Origin of the sequence: Rhodocytophaga rosea (assembly GCF_010119975.1) — a bacterium.
Classification (GTDB): Bacteria; Bacteroidota; Bacteroidia; order Cytophagales; family 172606-1; genus Rhodocytophaga; species Rhodocytophaga rosea.
The window spans coordinates 7,044,909-7,062,802 of record NZ_CP048222.1 but is presented as its reverse complement, the minus strand read 5'-3'; the positions used below and the strand labels follow the sequence as shown (position 1 = coordinate 7,062,802).

The 17,894-nt window shown below is 42.7% G+C and carries 9 protein-coding genes; 8 read left to right on the top strand and 1 reads right to left on the bottom strand.

Annotation, left to right across the window (positions count from 1 at the left end):
- The first annotated feature begins 116 nt into the window (after positions 1-116).
- The 6 genes from GXP67_RS29200 to GXP67_RS29175 all read left to right on the top strand — a co-directional run bounded on the left by GXP67_RS29200 (position 117) and on the right by GXP67_RS29175 (position 14,080).
- The gene (locus GXP67_RS29200; RefSeq protein WP_162446411.1) at positions 117-2,492 is read left to right on the top strand and encodes an ABC transporter permease; all 2,376 of its coding nucleotides are present in this window, start codon (positions 117-119) and stop codon (positions 2,490-2,492) included.
- A gap of 149 nt (positions 2,493-2,641) precedes the next feature.
- On the top strand, positions 2,642-5,083 hold the full coding sequence (locus GXP67_RS29195; protein WP_162446410.1) for an ABC transporter permease: 2,442 nt from the start codon (positions 2,642-2,644) through the stop codon (positions 5,081-5,083).
- A 124-nt stretch (positions 5,084-5,207) separates the two neighbouring features.
- The gene (locus GXP67_RS29190; protein WP_162446409.1) at positions 5,208-7,598 is read left to right on the top strand and encodes an ABC transporter permease; all 2,391 of its coding nucleotides are present in this window, start codon (positions 5,208-5,210) and stop codon (positions 7,596-7,598) included.
- Positions 7,599-7,829: 231 nt separating this feature from the next.
- Positions 7,830-10,205, top strand: coding sequence for an ABC transporter permease (locus tag GXP67_RS29185; RefSeq protein WP_162446408.1), 2,376 nt, complete (start codon positions 7,830-7,832; stop codon positions 10,203-10,205).
- A gap of 183 nt (positions 10,206-10,388) precedes the next feature.
- Positions 10,389-11,540 carry a DUF2911 domain-containing protein gene (locus GXP67_RS29180; RefSeq protein WP_162446407.1) on the top strand — a complete coding sequence of 384 codons (1,152 nt, stop codon included), beginning with the start codon at positions 10,389-10,391 and terminating at the stop codon, positions 11,538-11,540.
- 143 nt (positions 11,541-11,683) lie between these two features.
- The gene (locus GXP67_RS29175) at positions 11,684-14,080 is read left to right on the top strand and encodes an ABC transporter permease (RefSeq protein ID WP_162446406.1); all 2,397 of its coding nucleotides are present in this window, start codon (positions 11,684-11,686) and stop codon (positions 14,078-14,080) included.
- 101 nt (positions 14,081-14,181) lie between these two features.
- Here the strand turns inward: GXP67_RS29175 and ispG are convergent, their stop codons facing one another.
- On the bottom strand, positions 14,182-16,218 hold the full coding sequence (ispG, locus tag GXP67_RS29170; RefSeq protein WP_162446405.1) for a (E)-4-hydroxy-3-methylbut-2-enyl-diphosphate synthase: 2,037 nt from the start codon (positions 16,216-16,218) through the stop codon (positions 14,182-14,184).
- Positions 16,219-16,574: 356 nt separating this feature from the next.
- Between ispG and GXP67_RS29165 the strand changes: the two genes are divergently transcribed.
- Both GXP67_RS29165 and GXP67_RS29160 read left to right on the top strand, forming a co-directional pair.
- Entirely contained in the window at positions 16,575-16,781 is a 207-nt protein-coding gene (locus GXP67_RS29165; protein ID WP_162446404.1) for a hypothetical protein, read from the top strand.
- A 310-nt stretch (positions 16,782-17,091) separates the two neighbouring features.
- Complete coding sequence (locus GXP67_RS29160) at positions 17,092-17,880, top strand: N-acetylmuramoyl-L-alanine amidase family protein (RefSeq protein WP_162446403.1); 789 nt, start codon at positions 17,092-17,094, stop codon at positions 17,878-17,880.
- Positions 17,881-17,894: the final 14 nt, after the last annotated feature.

Below are 17,894 nucleotides of genomic sequence, written 5' to 3'. Positions count from 1 at the left end.
TTAAGCAGGATGAGTTGATATTCACGTTTAATCCGATAAATCTTAAAATCCACCAAATCCCGGTTCCAGACAAGTAATAGTTAAATTTTCTAATCTTTGAATCTGTAATCCCACGTATGCTCAGAAACTATTTTACCATCGCCTACCGGAATCTGCTGCGGCAAAAATCGTATACGCTCATCAATATTTCAGGCCTGGCACTAGGCGTAGCTTCCTGCCTGATCTTGTTTCTGATCGTAAGAAATGAGCTGGGCTACGATAATTTCCACAGCAAAGCCGACCGTATTTACCGGGTTACTTTAAATGCCCTCGATTTTAATTCAAATATTTCTCTGGCAGTAGCCCCTGCATTGCGCAACGATTTTGGGCAGTTAGAACAAGTGACGCAGGTATATTACGAGCGGGACGGGTTGGTACAGATCGGCGAAAAACGATTCAATGAAAAAGGGTTTACGTTTGCAGATGATCATTTTTTTAAAGTATTTGATTACCAGTGGATTGCCGGAGATCCTGCTACGGCACTTTCAGAACCCAATGCCGTTGTGCTTACGGAAAGTCTGGCTAATAAATATTTTGGCAACCGGGAAGTTATAGGAAAGGTAATCCGCTTGAATAACCAGTATGACTTAAAAGTTACTGGGCTTATTAAAGATGTGCCTTCCAATACGCATCTTCCTTTTAGTTTTGCCGCTTCCTGGAAAACCATTGAACCTGAATACAAACGGGGTATGACCAATTTCTGGAACATTCCGGGAGGGAGTTATACCTACATTGTGCTTCCGGAAAATTATTCTATCCGGCAACTGGAAAGCAGTATCCCATCTTTCTTAAAAAAGAACTGGGGCGAAGACATTGCCAAGGAAGCCAAAATGCCTTTTCAGCGCCTGCGTGACATTCATTTTGACCAGCGGTATATCAACAATATTATAACACCTACCGGAAAAGAAACTTTCTGGGCACTGGCTGGCGTAGCTGTTTTCATTATCATCACGGCCTGTATCAACTTTATAAACCTGGCTACGGCTCAAGCCATTAAACGTTCCAAAGAAGTGGGTGTCCGGAAAGTACTGGGAGCCCACCGTTCGCAGTTAATGAGGCAATTCTTAGGAGAAACCGCTTTACTGGTAATTGTTTCAGTATTGATTGCCGTACTGGCCACCCATTTGTTATTACCTATAGCTGGCCAGTACATGGATATTACCATCAGCACCGACCAGTTAAGTGAGCCGGGCGTAGTGGGAATTATACTTGCCCTTACCCTCGGAATGATTGTACTGGCAGGATTATACCCGGCTGTGGTTCAATCCGGATTTACACCAGCGCTTGCCCTGAAGAGCAAATTAATCACTCCTTCTTCCAGAGGTTTAACCTTACGGAAAAGCCTGGTAATCGTGCAGTTTTGTATTTCCCAGATTCTGATCATCGGAACTGTAGTGGTAGCCAGCCAGATGGACTTTTTCCGCAACCAGAATTTAGGGTTTAACAAAGAAGAAGTTCTCTCCTTCCGTTTTCCCAGCAACGATAAAAATAAGGTAGCCATGATGCGGGCAGAATTAGCTAAAATGCCTGCTATTGCTGATATCAGTTTTTCGTCCGGTGCCCCTGCCTATAACAACAATTTTACTTCATTTTCAAGTAAAGAATTAGGGATGCTCAAAAATGATGTAACCGAGTTAAAGTTCATTGATGAACACTATATGGATATGTTCGGCTTTACATTACTGGCTGGCCGGCCAATTACCGAAGCCAATAAAAAAGATACTATTTTCAATGTAGTCGTAAACGAAACGCTGATTCACAAGCTGGGAATTAACAATCCGGAAGAGGCGATTGGAAAACATATTACTGGAGATGGTGACGTATCCATTCCGATTATGGGCGTGATCAAAGATTTTCAGAGTGAATCCAGGCACAAGAAAATCCGGGCTTGTGTAATGGCCTACTTGCCAGATGCCTTTAATCAGGTAAGCGTGCGGATTCAGCCAGGGCAAATGCGCCAGACGATTGCTGCCATTGATCAATTATGGTCTGCCACCTTCCCGGATCAGCTATTTGAATACGAATTTTTAGATGAACGCATTGCCAATATGTATAAGCAGGAAGAAAAAGTATATACGGCATTCCAATTGTTTTCTGCCATTGCCATTTTCATTGGCTGCCTGGGCTTGTATGGGTTAATTTCCTTTGTAGCCGTACAAAAAACCAAAGAAGTAGGCATCCGGAAAGTATTGGGTGCTTCGGTATGGAACATTGTATACTTGTTTTCCAAAGAATTTACCTGGCTTATTCTTATTTCCTTCCTGATTGCGGCTCCGGTAGCCTGGTATGCAATGCATAGTTGGCTCGAAAATTTTGCCTACAGCATTGCTATGAGCTGGAATGTATTTGTAATCGCCCTTGCGGCAGCCTTTATCATTGCTGCCATTACGGTGAGTTATAAATCCATCAAAGCCGCCCTGGCCAACCCGGTAAAAAGTCTTAGGACGGAGTAAGTCTGGAACCTGGATTTGTCGGATTATTGAATTTTCAGGATTAAGTATGCGTAGATAAAATCCTTTTAATCCTTAAATCCTGCGAATCCTGGTTCCGGATAATAGTTATTTGAATCCCTTAATCCTTTAAATCCTGATTCCAGACGATTATGCTTAGAAACTACTTCATTACGGCTTACCGCTATCTGACAAGACAAAAAGGGTATACGCTGCTCAATATTACCGGACTCACTTTTGGAATGGCCTGCTTTTTACTCATTGCGCTGTATGTGGTAGATGAACTCAGTTTTGATGCCTTTCACCAGGATTCGGACCAGATTTACAGGCTGCTGGAAACAAAAACTTCCGGTGAAGGCAAAACTACTAAAACAGCTACTGTGGCTTATAATGTGTCGGCCCAGGGAGAAAAAAGTTTTCCGCAGATTGTGGCAAGTACCAGGTCATTCGGAATGGGCAGGGCCAATATTTCTAACCCAGCCAATAATAATGTATTCTATGATGACTTCTGGATGGGTGATCAGAATTTCCTGAAAGTATTCAGCTATCCATTACTGGAAGGCGATGCGGCCACAGTCCTACAAGAACCATATTCTGTAGTAATCACGCCGGAAATCGCTTTAAAGTTATTCGGCGATAAACCAGCGATGGGAGAACTCATTCAGACAGACCGTTTTCCAACACCTTTTAAGGTAACTGGTATTTTTAAAGAAATTCCTTCCAATTCCCATTTATCCATACGGCTGCTATTTTCTGAAGCCACTATGCATTCCAATGCAGAGTATGCCCAGTTTATTGCCAAAGACTGGACCGGAAATGGGTTTATTACCTATATTAAAACTACGAATGAGGCTTCCATAGAGACGCTAACGGCCAACTTGAATAAACTTGCCAAAGCCAACCGGAAAGAAGAAACCGGACAGCGGTTAATCTCCTTGCAGCCTCTTAAGGATATTCATTTTCATTCCGCAGAAATTGAAAATAACCTTGGCCGGACTGGTGATATATTTTATGTGTATGTGTTCTCTATCATTGCTTTTTTTGTTCTGACGATTGCCTGTATCAACTATATGAATCTGTCTACCGCACGGTCGGCAAAACGGGCCAAAGAAGTAGGGGTACGCAAAGTAATCGGTGCCAATAGAAGCACCCTCATGGGGCAATTTCTCACAGAATCTTTACTCATTGCCGGAATTTCCTTAGTATTTGCTACCCTGGTGGTACATTTTGCCCTGCCGGCTTTTAATGAATTCACTGAAAAGAAACTTTCTTTAGATACTACCACCGACATCCGCATCTGGCTGGGCATTTTCGGGGTTACGTTATTAGTCGGTATTCTGTCGGGAAGTTATCCGGCATTTTTTCTTTCCAGGTATCGTCCGTATGAGGTATTGAAAGGTGTTATTTCAGGCGAACGGGGCAATCTTAGTTTGCGGCGGATGCTGGTAATATGCCAGTTTACGCTTTCCATCACGATGATTATCGCTACCTTGCTGGTATATACCCAGCTGCAATATGTCCGGAATAAGAACCTGGGATTTGATAAAGAGCAACTGGTCATTGTAGATATTAATAGTGGCAAGGTCAGAAAGGGTGCCGAAACCATTAAATCCGAATATGCCAAGCTATCGCAGGTGAAAAGTGTAACCGTTTCTTCCAGAGTACCCGGAGAATGGAAAAATCTGATGCAGGTAAAAGTAAAATCAGAAAGCAATCCCTCAGCCGATGGAACGGATAGTTATATTCTGGGCGTTGACGAAGATTTTACTAACACTTTTGCTATTCATTTACTGCAAGGCCGTAATTTTAATCCAGGTGCTCCTGCCGATTCAATGGCTGTTCTCATCAATGAAACAGCAGCCAAAGCCCTCGGCATTCAGCAGGCTTCCGAACAGTTGATCGACATTCCGGCAGTAAGTAATGGTGGCGTTGCTTCTCCGCTGGAAAAGCCCATGAAAGCCCGGGTGATTGGCATTGTAAAAGACTTTCATTTCCAGTCCCTCCATCAGACGATCGCTCCCATGATTCTGGCGCATTACAGCAATCCCCTGCAATATATTGATTACTTTACAGTCCGACTTTCTGCTGAAAATGCTGCCCAGGCTATTTCCCAACTGGAATCGATTTTACATCAAATTGATCCGGCTCATTTGTTTGAATACCATTTTCTGGATGAACAGGTAGACTTATTTTACAGGGAAGACATCAAGCGGGAAAGCATATTTATCGCCTCTTCTTTTGCTACCATCTTTATTGCCTGCCTGGGTTTATTTGGCTTAGCCGCCTTCACCGCCCAGCAACGCACCAAAGAAATCGGTATCCGCAAGGTATTAGGGGCATCCGTAGGAAACATTGTAACCTTGCTATCAAAAGATTTTTTAACCCTGGTGCTCATTTCTTTTATCGTTTCCATTCCGCTTGCCTGGATGGCGATGCACCAGTGGCTTCAGAACTTTGCATATCGCATTGAAATTTCCTGGTGGATTTTTGCCCTTGCAGGCATACTGGCCATTTCTGTGGCTTTGCTCACCGTTAGCTTCCAGGCCATCAAAGCAGCTTTAGCTAATCCAGTGAAGAGTTTGAGGAATGAGTAATATGGAACAGGGATTTAGCGGATTTTGAGATTGGAAGGATTAAAACAATGCAAAAGTATTTTACTTGCACAACTATTTAGAGTACTTAGTTTTATTTTGAAAATTAGCATAACCAGCCACCTGCATGTTTAAAAATTACTTCACCATTGCCATCCGGAATATTTCCCGCAATAAGCTGTTTTCCTTCATCAACATTTTTGGACTGGCCATGAGCATGTCGATTTGCCTGATCGCAATCATGACTATAAAAGACCAGTTCAGCTATGATACATTTCATCTACATGCAGAGCGCATTTACCGCATCAATACTGAATTTACTAATCCGGATGGCGACCACTTTGAACTGGCAAGTTCTCCCCTGCCCTTGCAATCTATTTTCCAGAAAGACTATGCCTTGGCACAGCAAATGGTGAGATTGTATCCTGCCTTACAAGGAAAAGCCAGCACTGCAGCAAAAGAACTGCAAATAAATGGAACCTTCGCCGATGCTTCCTTCTTTCAGGTGTTTGGGTTTACATTGGAACAAGGCAATCCACTCACCGCCCTGGATGCTCCCAACCGCATAGTGATCAGCAAAGAAACGGCGATTAAATTTTTCGGTAGCCAGAATCCCATTGGTCAAATGCTCACTTTTAAAGAACTGGGTTCTTTCCAGGTAAGTGGTGTAATGAAAGAAGCCCCTGGACACTCACATCTGGAATTTGATACCTATGCCTCAATGTCTTCGGTACCGCTGCTGGAAAAAACCGGCAAACTCACGCCCAGACTCAATCAATGGGATTCTTATATGCAGGGGTATACCTATGTTCTAATAAAAAAGACTGCCAATAAACCCCAACTTAAAGCAGCTCTCACGCAAATTTCTGACAGATTAAATAAAGAGTCTGGTTCAAAAAGTTCCGGGTATATTGCATTTGGGGTACAATCTTTAGGAAGCATTACCCCAGGATTTGGCTTATACAATGAGTTAAGCAGAGGGGCTACCTGGAATATGATCTTTACGGTGATCGGCATTACATTTATTATTCTGTTATCTGCCTGTTTTAATTATACCAATCTATCCATTGCCAGATCGCTTAACCGGGCCAAAGAAGTAGGCATCCGCAAAGTAGCCGGCGCTTTCCGCTACCAGATTTTTATGCAGTTTATGGCAGAATCCATACTGGTTTCATTACTTGCCTTAGGATTTGCCTTTGTTTTTCTCCGCCTGATGATGGATTATGCCCCTTTCCGGCATGAAATCATTCCTGATATTCCCATCAGCGCTGATTTATTAATCTCATTTTTACTGTTCAGCGTATGTGCCGGAGCGATAGCTGGTGCCTTACCTGCCTGGGTGCTTTCATCCCTGGAGCCAGTAAGGGTCTTGAAAAACCTTTCTACTTTAAAACTATTTGGCAGCATTAATCTGCGTAAATCCCTGATTGTGGTACAGTTTGTTCTGTCGATGGTCATTACTATTTTTCTGACCGTAATTTACCGGCAGTTCAATTACATGGCTACTGCAGATACAGGCTTCCGCCAGGAAAATATACTGACCATTCCACTGCAAGGAGTTGAGTACAAAGCCCTCCGTACGGATTTGCAAAACCTGGCTGGCGTAGAATATGTATCTGCCACTTCTGCTACCTTAGGGAAGCATGTTTCAGGAACTACTTCCCTGCAAATAACCAAACAAGCCACCCCGATTGAGGTAAATTATTACTTTGTAGATGAAGATTTTATTGCAACGATGGACCTTAAACTGTTGACTGGTAACACCTTTGCTATCCAAACAGCAAATAACTCAACAGAAAAAGCGATTGTAGTGAATGAAAAAGCCCTGGAAGCTTTACAACTCCCCCTTGGGCAAGCAATAGGTCAACAGGTATGGATGAATGATACAACGCAGGTCACTATTGCAGGCGTAATCCGGGATTTTCACTACCAACCGATGGGTTCGCCTATCCGGCCTATGATGTTACGCTACCGACCATCAGCCTTTGCCTATATACAGGTACAGGTGAATCCTCTGCAAGCAGAAAGCCTGGTTCCACAGATAAAACACATCTGGCAAACACACAACCGCCTGGTTCCTTTTGCATTTAGCTGGCTTCAGGAAGATTTGTATGAAAACAGAGCAGCCTGGGGTACGGTTTCGCTGCTGGGCTTTCTCTCGTTTATGACCATTACCATTGCCTGGCTGGGCTTACTCGGAATGGTGACCTATACCGCACAAGTCCGGCAGAAAGAAATCAGCATCCGCAAGGTAATGGGAGCCAGTGAATGGAAACTGGTGGTGCTGCTTTCCAAAGGTTTTCTCAAATTACTATTGTTTGCGGGAATGATCGCTATTCCTATTGGTTATGTATCAGGCTATATTTTTCTCAACAATTTTGCTTACCGGGTGAGTGTTGGCTTAGAAGTTATACTGCTTAGTTTCCTGGCTTTACTAAGTATAGCCCTGGTAGCCATTGGTTCTCAAACCTATAAAGTCGCTTCCAGCAATCCGGCTAATATCCTGCGGAATGAATAAATACAGGCTGTACAACTCTGTTTGATGAGGTTTTGATATTCAAAGTTCCAGACAATCCATGTCCGGCAGCGTACAAAAGTGTACGTTTCCGGACATTTATATTTGCAATCTAAACAGAAATTTAATTTATAACACTCTCAAAATCAACATTATATTACTAAAGGCAAATTTATTGTAAGTATATCATAAAACTGCCAAATTTTCTTCATCTTTAAATTTTGAATTTGCCCTATGCTAAAGAATTACGTAACCATTGCTTTACGAACACTATGGAACAACAAAGTATATTCGTTCCTGAATATGGTGGGCCTGGCCGTTGGCTTAGCAGCCGGAATATTGATGTTGTTATGGGTGCAGGATGAATTGAGCTACGATTCCTTTCACTCAAAAACAGCACAGATTTATAAATTGGTAGCCAACTTTGATGTAAGCGGCAAAAAAGAAACCTGGTCAACTACACCTGCTCCGATAGCTATTTTCGGCAAAAGAGAAGTACCGGAAATAGCAGATGCGGTGCGGATACAAACTGACTGGAATGCGAGGGTATTTGAGTTTGGTGACAAAAGTTTTATTGAGAAAAAAGGGGCATATGCCGATGCCGGTGTGTTCAACATATTTGATTTTCCATTGATTGCAGGAAACCCCAGAAACCTCTTTCCTAATAACCGATCTATTGTTATTACCCAGAAGTTTGCGGCTAAATATTTTGGTAACGACGCTCCCATTGGTAAAACCATACGCATGGATAAGAAAGACAGTTATACGGTGTCTGGCCTTATTGCAGATATTCCTGCTAACTCCAGTATACAATATGAATGGTTTGTGCCTTTCAGCATTCTCGATGAACAATATAATAAACAATATCAGCCGAATGGATTAGAAGGAGACTGGGGAAATTATAATTATTCTACCTTCTTTCTGCTGAAAGAAAAGACATCACCGGTTGTTGTAGCCAAAAAACTGACAAAAATTCATGCCAGCAACCAGAAAGAAGCCAACGAAGAAACTTTTAGCTACGGCATGAATCCTCTCTCTCAGCTTCGCCTCTACAATGATGATGGCTCAGAAGGCAGCATCAAAACGGTACGTATATTTACCATTGTGGCTATTGTCATTCTGCTGATCGCTTGTATCAATTATGTAAACCTGGCCACTGCCAGAGCTACCAAACGGGCCAAAGAAGTAAGCGTCCGGAAGATTGTGGGTGCACAGTTATCGCAGGTGTTCGGGCAATTTATGGGAGAATCCATATTACTGTTCAGCCTTGCCCTGTTTCTGGCCATACTCCTGATATCCGCCGTTGTTCCGGTGTACAATGAAATTTCCGGTAAAACCCTTGAATTCAGCTTAAGCAACCCTACTATTCTGCTGGTACTAGGTGCTACCATGCTGGGAACCATTATCGTAGCAGGTATTTATCCGGCACTTTTGCTATCTTCTTTCAAACCGGTACAAGCCTTAAAAGGTAAATTTACCATCGGCGGCTCTACCACTTTGTTCCGGAAAATACTGGTGGTAACACAGTTTTCTATGTCCATCATACTCATCATCAGCACCTTGCTGATAGGTGAGCAACTCACCTTCATGCGGGAAAAAGAACTGGGCTATGACAAAGACAATGTATTTGCTTTCGGGTTAAGAGGTGAAATGTATGGAAAAAAAGATGCCATTAAATCGGAGTTGATCAAGCAGGCCGGGGTTACTGGTGTCTCCTTCTCAAACGGGTATATTGTAAGCCTGGGCAGCAGTACCAGTGACATTGAATGGCCAGGAAAAAAAGAAAATGAGCAGGTAATTGCCTCCCAGATTTCCACAGACAAAGAGTTTATGGATGTGTTTAAATTACACCTCAAAGAAGGCGAGTGGTTTTCGGGCACAAAAGCTGATTCCAGTAAATTTATTCTCAATGAAACTGCCGTAAAAGCTATGGGCTTTAAAGAACCTGTATTGGGTCAGCCTTTTACCTTTCATGGGGTGAAAGGAAGTATTACCGGCATTGTACAGGATTTTCACTTTGCCTCTATGCACCAGAAAATCAATCCGATAGTCCTTTTCCATAATCCCAACTGGTTTGGGGTAGTGAATGTAAAAACCACCGGCAAATCGGCTGCACAGGCGATTGCTTCCGCTGAAAAAGTATGGAAACAGTATCAGCCGGATATTCCCTTTGAGTATAACTTTATGAATGAAGCTTTTGATCTGTTGTATAAATCAGAGCAACGAACGGCCAGACTGTTCAATATTTTTGCCGGAGTCGCCATTTTAATCTCCTGTTTAGGCTTATTTGGCCTGGCTGCATTTACGGCCGAACAACGTACCAAAGAAATCGGTGTACGCAAAGTATTAGGCGCTTCTGTCACCAATATCACCGCGCTGCTTTCGAAAGATTTTATCAAACTGGTCGTACTCAGCAACCTGATTGCCTGGCCTATTGCCTGGTATATGATGCACAAATGGCTGGAAAACTTTGCTTACCAGATTCCTATCAGCCTATGGGTGTTTGCCCTGGCCGGTATACTTGCTTTGTTAATTGCCTTACTCACCATCAGCTATCAGTCTGTTAAAGCAGCGCTGGCTAATCCGGTAAGAAGCCTGAGAAGCGAATAGTCTGGAATCTGGATCATACTGATTTTAGGATTCACAGAATTAAAAAGAAAGTAATTCTGCTAATCTTTTAATCCTGTAAATTGGTTCCAGACAGATTTCCCCCAGAATAGGGGATGTAGACAGAAAAGTAATTTCAGAAATTAAACCCAATTACTTTCTCTGAACTTAAACCAACGTAAACCTATGAAACTGTTTACTGCATTTCCGAAACTCGTTTTTTTGTTGCTGACACTGCTCACCTCTTCCCTCTGGGCACAATCTCCCTTAACGATGCCTCCCAGCGGCGATAACCAGAAATCTGTGGTTACTCAATATATTGGTTCTCTGGTGCATGTCACCCTCACCTATAATAGTCCGGATGTAACTGGTCCCGGGGGAGAAAACCGTACTGGCAAGATCTGGGGGGAAGTGGTGCATTATGGCATGGTTAACCAGGGGTTCGGCCTCGAAAAACCGGCACCCTGGCGGGCAGGTTCTAATGAAAATACCACGATTACCTTCTCCCATGACGTACTCCTGCAAGGGCAACCGGTGAAAGCGGGTACTTATGGCTTGCTGATGATGGTAGAAAAAGAAGGTCCCTGGACACTCATTCTTTCCAGAAATTCCACCGCCTGGGGCAGCTATTTCTATGAAGAAAAAGACGATGTATTGCGGGTAAAAGTAACACCGGAAGAAACCCAGTTTCATGAGTGGCTTACCTACGAATTTATAGACCGCCGTCCTACTCATGCTACTGCTGCTTTGTTCTGGGAAAATAAAAAAGTGCCCTTCAAAATCGAAGTTCCCAACATGACAGAAATCTACTTTGCCAATATGAGCAAAGAGTTACAAAGCGATAAAGGATTCTCCTGGCGTGCCTGGAATGATGCCGCTACCTACGCCCTGAATAACAATATCCACCTGGAAGAAGCCTTAACCTGGGCAGAAAAAGCAGTAACCCCTTCATTTGTCGGAGAAGAAAACTTTACTACCCTGCAAACCAAAGCCCGGCTTCTGGAAAAATTAGGCCGCACTGCCGAATCTACAGAAGTGATGGCCAAAGCCATGGCGCATCCTACAGCATCTCCGCTGGAAATACATGCGTATGGCAGGCAATTACTCACCACTGGCAAGAAACAGGAAGCACTGGATATATTTAAGCTCAATGCCAAACGCTTTCCTAAATCCTGGCCGGTAAATGTAGGCTTAGCCCGTGGCTATTCTGCCGTGGGAGACTATCAAAAAGCCTTAAAATATGCGAAATTAGCTGCCAACGAAGCACCTGATAAACTCAATAAAGATTCCATGCAGGCGGCAGTTGATAAGCTGCAAAAAGGACAGGACATTAATTAAGTTGTCTGGGACCGGGATTTTCAGGATTTTAGGATACGCAGGATTTTCTACTGCAACAAGAAAAAGATAGATTAACAGAATATAAACAGTTAACTAAAGCTTCAATCCTGAAAATCCAGGTTCCAGAATAAACACTTACACCTATGCTGAGAAACTACCTGATGATTGCCTGCAGAAATCTGCTCCGGCACAAGACACATACCATTCTGAATGTATTAGGTCTGGCACTGGGAGTCACGTGCAGCCTCCTTATCTTTTTGCTGGTAAAATTCCATCTTACGGCAGATGCGCACCATAGTAACGCCAGTCAGATTTACCGGGTAGTAACAGAAATGCATATGCCGGAAGGCACTACTTATTCGCCTGGGTCGCCTGTTCCCTTGGGCGAAGCCTTAAAAAATGATTTTCCGCAGATTAAAAAGGTATCCATGCTGGTAGCCAATTATGGGTTCCTACTGGAAATCAATAATCCGGGAAAAAATTCGCCAGACCGTTTCCTTCAAAACAATGGAATTGCTCTGGTAGAGCCGGCATTTTTCGATATGTTTGATTACCGATGGATCGCCGGAAATCCGGTTACTGCGCTTACAGAACCCAACTCAGTAGTGCTTACAAGAAGATCGGCAGAAAAATTCTTTGGTGACCAGAATCCAATAGGCAAGGTTATGAAAGCCGACAACCGCATTAACCTGAAAGTAACCGGCCTGCTGGAAGATTCTCCGGCCAATACTGATCTGAAGTATGATATGTTTGTTTCCTATAGCACACATAAAGACATCAATCCGCAGTATTACAAAGGCAACTGGGGCTGGATCAATAGTGCTACTACTTGCTATGTGCTGCTTTCAGAGGGATTCGACGCTGCTCAGCTTACCAAAGCACTTCCAGATTTGCACAAAAAATACTACAGTGCAGAAGATGCAAAAGTATTTAAACATGTGCTGCAACCTTTATCTGATATTCATTTTAATCAGCAGTATTATGGGGAAGTGCAAAAACAGTCGCTGTATGTAATGGCGTTGATCGGACTGTTCATTATCGTTATTGCCTGTATCAATTTTATTAATTTATCTACTGCCCAGGCGATCCGGCGGGCAAAAGAAGTGGGTGTGCGAAAAGTACTGGGAAGCACCCGACTACAGCTTTTCTGGCAATTTATTAATGAAACGGCTATTCTTACCCTCCTGGCTATCCTGTTATCTATCGTGCTGAGTTCGGTTGCTTTGCCCTATCAGAATGCGCTGATGGATACGCAATTACAGGTTGATTTCTTCCAGGATGGATACTTACTTACTTTTCTGGTGGCACTCACAGCATTGGTTATACTCTTTTCAGGGTTATATCCGTCTTTGATATTGTCAGGCTTTAAGCCCGTTACTGCCTTAAAAGGCAGAATTAGTGCCGCTCAGGTAGGTGGACTTTCTTTACGCCGGGGACTGGTCATTGTGCAGTTTACCTTGTCGCAGGCATTAATTATTGGTATGCTGGTGATTGCCTATCAGATGCATTATTTCAGAAATGCAGATCTTGGCTTTCAAAAAGAAGCCATTCTCAATATTACCCTGTTTGACCGGGATAAAACCACACTCCAAACCTTCCGGAACAAGTTGTTACAATTACCTGAGGTCGCCAAAGTCAGTTTCAGCCTGACAGCTCCGGTATCTAACGGCAATAATAATTATGATTTTATCCGTTTTGACAGCCGTACTGAAAAAGAAGGTTTTCAGGTGAACGTAAAAGCTGCCGATCATCATTTTCTGGATTTATATGGATTACAGCTGGTGGCCGGACGCAATTACCTACCTAGTGATAGTATGCGGGAAGTTGTGATCAATGAAACGCTGATGCACAGACTAGGTATTACTGATCCGGAAACTATCATTGGCAAACCTTTGCATATTTGGGAAAAGAGTTTTCCTATTGTTGGTGTGGTGAAAGACTTTCATTTACACTCGCTGCACAACGAAATAGACCCCATGATACTGGCACCTGTTAACAGAGATTATCTTCTGGCCAGTGTTCAATTGCATACACAAAACCTGCAAAAAGCGATCGGGAATATAGAATCCGCCTGGACGCAGGTATTCGCAAATCAGGTATTTGAATATGCTTTTCTGGATGAAACGATTGCCAGGTATTACCAGGCAGAAGAAGTAATGGCTACTTTAACGAATGTGTTCGCCGGAATCGCCGTATTCATCAGTTGCCTGGGCTTATATGGACTGGTATCGTTTATGGCTATTCAGAAAACCAAAGAGATCGGCATCCGCAAAGTATTGGGCGCATCAGTCAGCCAGATCATATTATTGTTTACTAAAGAATTTGCCCGATTGCTGCTGATTGCTTTTCTGATCGCAGCACCCCTGGCCGGATATTTTATGCACCAATGGCTGGAAGATTATCCCTATGGCATCAAACTGAGCGCAGATATTTTCCTGTGGGCAATCCTGATCACTTGTGTTATTGCCGGAATTACGGTTTGTTACCAGTCGGTGAAAGCTGCTATAGCCAATCCGGTAAAAAGTTTGAGAAATGAGTAGTCTGGAACCTGGATTTAGGAGTTTTTTTTATCCGATCAATTAAGCAAATCCAGTTTCCAGACAATAATCCTCAAATCCTATAAAAACTGGTACCAATCAACTTATATTCCTTCTGCTTCTGGTTCGATCCAGTTACCGTCTTCCCGGATGAGTTCAATCAGTTCGTCTACAGCATGTTCGGCAGGTACAGCTTTTTTAATCACGTTTTGCCCCCGGTAGAGCGCAATTTTTCCTTTGCCTACACCTACATAGCCATAATCAGCATCTGCCATTTCGCCCGGACCGTTTACAATACAGCCCATAATACCTATCTTAATTCCTTTCAGGTGGTCGGTACGCTTGCGGATCATGGCTGTGGTTTCCTGCAAATCAAATAAAGTACGGCCACACGACGGACAGGAAATGTATTCCGTTTTAGACATTCTGGTGCGGGCTGCCTGTAGTATACCGAAAGCAGTCTGGTTATAGCTAGACAATACTTTTAATAATTTCGGTTTTTCCAGTTCAGCTACATAATCTGCACCCAGCATAATGCCATCCCCTAAGCCATCTATTAATAAACCGCCGCAATCTGTAGCCGCATATAATTGCAGGGTGTCGTCTGGCAGTAAATCAAAGCTCCGCAGAATAATAACCGGATTTGTGATCTGGTGGGTAATCAGCAGGAAAAACAAACGCCGCAGTTCCGCCATCGCATGGGCATTTCCCGTTTCTATCAATAGCACCGCTGTGGGGTCTGCTTTGATAGCTGTTAGCAAAACCAATCCCGGATCAGACTGATTCAAGTTCTGATCGCCAGTAATATATAGCAATTGAACCCGTACAAAGTTTAACGTTAAGTGTTTTTCATTTACATCCAGAAATTCATAGTTCTCTAACACCGGAAAAGTATTCACTTTATCAGCAGTCTGTTGCCAGATGGGATAATCCACTATTTCTTTCAAACCATTGGGTAACATAAACGGAGCCGGATGGATGCCGGTATAGATGTAGTCAGCCCCCAGGTCATTCATTCTCCACTTATCAGGAAGGGGCAGGTAAAAATGTCCGATTCCTTTCAGGTCTTCTATTTGCAAATTCTCAACTCTGGAATAATCGGCTACTACCCTCGGCACATTATGCCCCCCTATATTTACTACTTCGTGGGTTTTTCTGCGGAAATACTGAAAGGGATGAATAGGGGAATGCTCAATCGGTAAAATAGGCTTTTGTTGAGCCTCCCGGTGGGTATACCTGTCAATCAAGGTACGGGCGACAGGGGCTTCCAATTCAGGCTCTTCCGTTAATGAAACCCGTACGGTATCGCCTAAGCCATCTTCCAGTAAAGTACCAATGCCCACTGCCGATTTTATACGTCCATCCTCTGCTTCGCCTGCTTCAGTAACCCCCAGGTGTAAGGGATAGGCTTTAAAACCTTCCTCATCGAGTTTCTGTACCAGCAAGCGGTAGGCTTGCACCATTACCTGCGTATTGCTGGCTTTCATAGAAAGCACAATATTGTAGTAGCTTAAATCTTCACAAATTCGCAGAAACTCCAGGGCAGATTCAACCATACCAAGAGGCGTATCACCATAGCGGCTCAAGATACGGTCGGATAAAGAACCATGATTGGTGCCGATACGCATGGCTGTTCCATATTCCTTACAAATTTTCACCAGCGGAATAAAGCGTTCCCGAATTCTTTCCAGTTCAGCCTGGTAACTGGATTCTGTATAGTCAATGACTTCAAATCGCTTTTTATCGGCATAATTTCCCGGATTGACACGCACTTTCTCCACCAGTCTGGCAGCCAGTTCAGCTGCATTGGGGGTAAAATGAATATCAGCGATCAGTGGCGTATTATATCCCCGTTTGCGAAGTTCTTTACGTATATTTTCCAGGTTCTGTGCTTCTTTCATGCTAGGTGCCGTAATCCGTACATATTCACAACCAGCCTCGATCATACGGATGCTTTGCTCTACCGACCCTTGCGTATCCATGGTATCTATGGTAGTCATCGATTGTACCCGGATAGGAAAATTGCTACCTAGAGGCACATCCCCAATTTGTACGTCTATGGTTTTGCGTCGGGAATAGCTGGTAAGCGAATTACAATATCTTGTATTGAGTTGCAGGGAAGTGTCTGGCACAAGTATCATAGGATCAATAAAAATGAGCTTTTAGCAAATGTAGGTACTTTCTATAAAATTTCAGGCAGAAAAAGTTTCAACAGCCTTACATGCAATCCTTCTATTCAAAAATAACAAGGCTTTGATCAGGAAGGTTTGAAGAACCAGAAATCTTTGTCTTATACGTAATTTCTTACCTGTTATAACTTTATTCTGGTTTTTTTAATATTAGCATTATTTTTCCGCTCAATTCTGTAATTTTAAAAGCATAAAGTATTTAGCTGATTATCATAGACCTGCCTGTTGGTTTACTCATCAGATAAAGAACTTTTGAAACCTTATGCGTATAATACAGGTAAAGGATTATTGATCTTCAATATTTCTATATGTTCTACTTGGTACGGGTGGAGGACAAGCAAGGCACCATAAAATCTTATTTTAAAGCCCCAGACCATAAAAGAGCCATGGGCTTGTATGAAAGCCTATGCCCGGGATGTACCAGGAAGGGTGATGTAGTGAAGTTGCTGGACGAAGATTTTAACGTAGTATTATCCAATACAGATTTAATGAATAACAATAAAGAAAAACACTAGAAGATGGATAGTAATAATGAATGCAGTTTATTATTTACTAAATGAATCTCGTTTTTCAACAAAGGGCTCAGGCGAATACTTAAGAAGTATATAATTTAGCCAGATTGAGAAGATATAATTTCCGGGATTAGAAAACGTTAATAAAATATAACAAAATCCTATAAAATGAGGATAAACACTCCTAAACCTTAATTTTTATAGTACTTTAAGTAGTATTCTTACGTCAAAAATGCAAGGGAAAGCAGAAAAATCAAATAAAATTTACATTTTTGCGTCAAATAACCTGTCATTATTAACCTTGGGAGGTACCGTGAAACATATTCTTGCAGGTTTATCTCTTACCTTACTTATTATACTTTGTTCTTTCACCAGCCTGGAGACACGTAATCCATTCAAGGTACGAACAATTGTAATTGATGCCGGGCATGGAGGTCATGATCCTGGTACGCATGGCAAATCTGCCAAGGAAAAAGATGTTGCCCTAAAAGTTGCGCTTCAATTAGGCAAAATCATTAAAAAATTTATGCCTGAAGTGAAAGTAATTTATACCCGTACTACCGATAAGTTTATTGAACTTCACGACCGGGCAGGCCTGGCCAATAAAAACCATGCAGATTTGTTCATTTCTATCCATTGCAATGCCATTTCAAATCCGTCTATATACGGCACTGAAACCTATACACTTGGTTTGCATAAATCGGAAGATAACCTGGATGTAGCCAAACGGGAGAATTCTGTTATTTTGCAGGAAAAAGACCATGAGGAGAAATACGAGGGGTTTGATCCTAATTCGCCTATGGCCCACATCCTGCTTGCCAACTACCAGAGTGCCTATATTGAAAACAGCCTGTTACTGGCCAGTCATATCGAAACACAGTTCCAGAAACGGGTGAACCGTAAAAGCCGTGGGGTGAAACAAGCCGGTTTTATTGTATTATGGAAAACATCGATGCCCAGTGTGCTGGTAGAAATCGGCTATCTGACCAACCAGACGGAAGAACGCTATCTAACAAATGTAGCCAACCAGGAATTTATTGCTTCCGGTATATTCAGAGCCTTCCGTGAATACAAGGAGGACATTGAATCCATGAACGATTAAGTATATTTCCCGTT

Coding starts and splice junctions, on each gene's coding strand:
- GXP67_RS29200 (WP_162446411.1), top strand. CDS start 117: ATGCTCAGAAACTATTTTACCATCGCCTACCGGAATCTGCTGCGGCAA.
- GXP67_RS29195 (WP_162446410.1), top strand. CDS start 2,642: ATGCTTAGAAACTACTTCATTACGGCTTACCGCTATCTGACAAGACAA.
- GXP67_RS29190 (WP_162446409.1), top strand. CDS start 5,208: ATGTTTAAAAATTACTTCACCATTGCCATCCGGAATATTTCCCGCAAT.
- GXP67_RS29185 (WP_162446408.1), top strand. CDS start 7,830: ATGCTAAAGAATTACGTAACCATTGCTTTACGAACACTATGGAACAAC.
- GXP67_RS29180 (WP_162446407.1), top strand. CDS start 10,389: ATGAAACTGTTTACTGCATTTCCGAAACTCGTTTTTTTGTTGCTGACA.
- GXP67_RS29175 (WP_162446406.1), top strand. CDS start 11,684: ATGCTGAGAAACTACCTGATGATTGCCTGCAGAAATCTGCTCCGGCAC.
- ispG (WP_162446405.1), bottom strand. CDS start 16,218: ATGATACTTGTGCCAGACACTTCCCTGCAACTCAATACAAGATATTGT.
- GXP67_RS29165 (WP_162446404.1), top strand. CDS start 16,575: ATGTTCTACTTGGTACGGGTGGAGGACAAGCAAGGCACCATAAAATCT.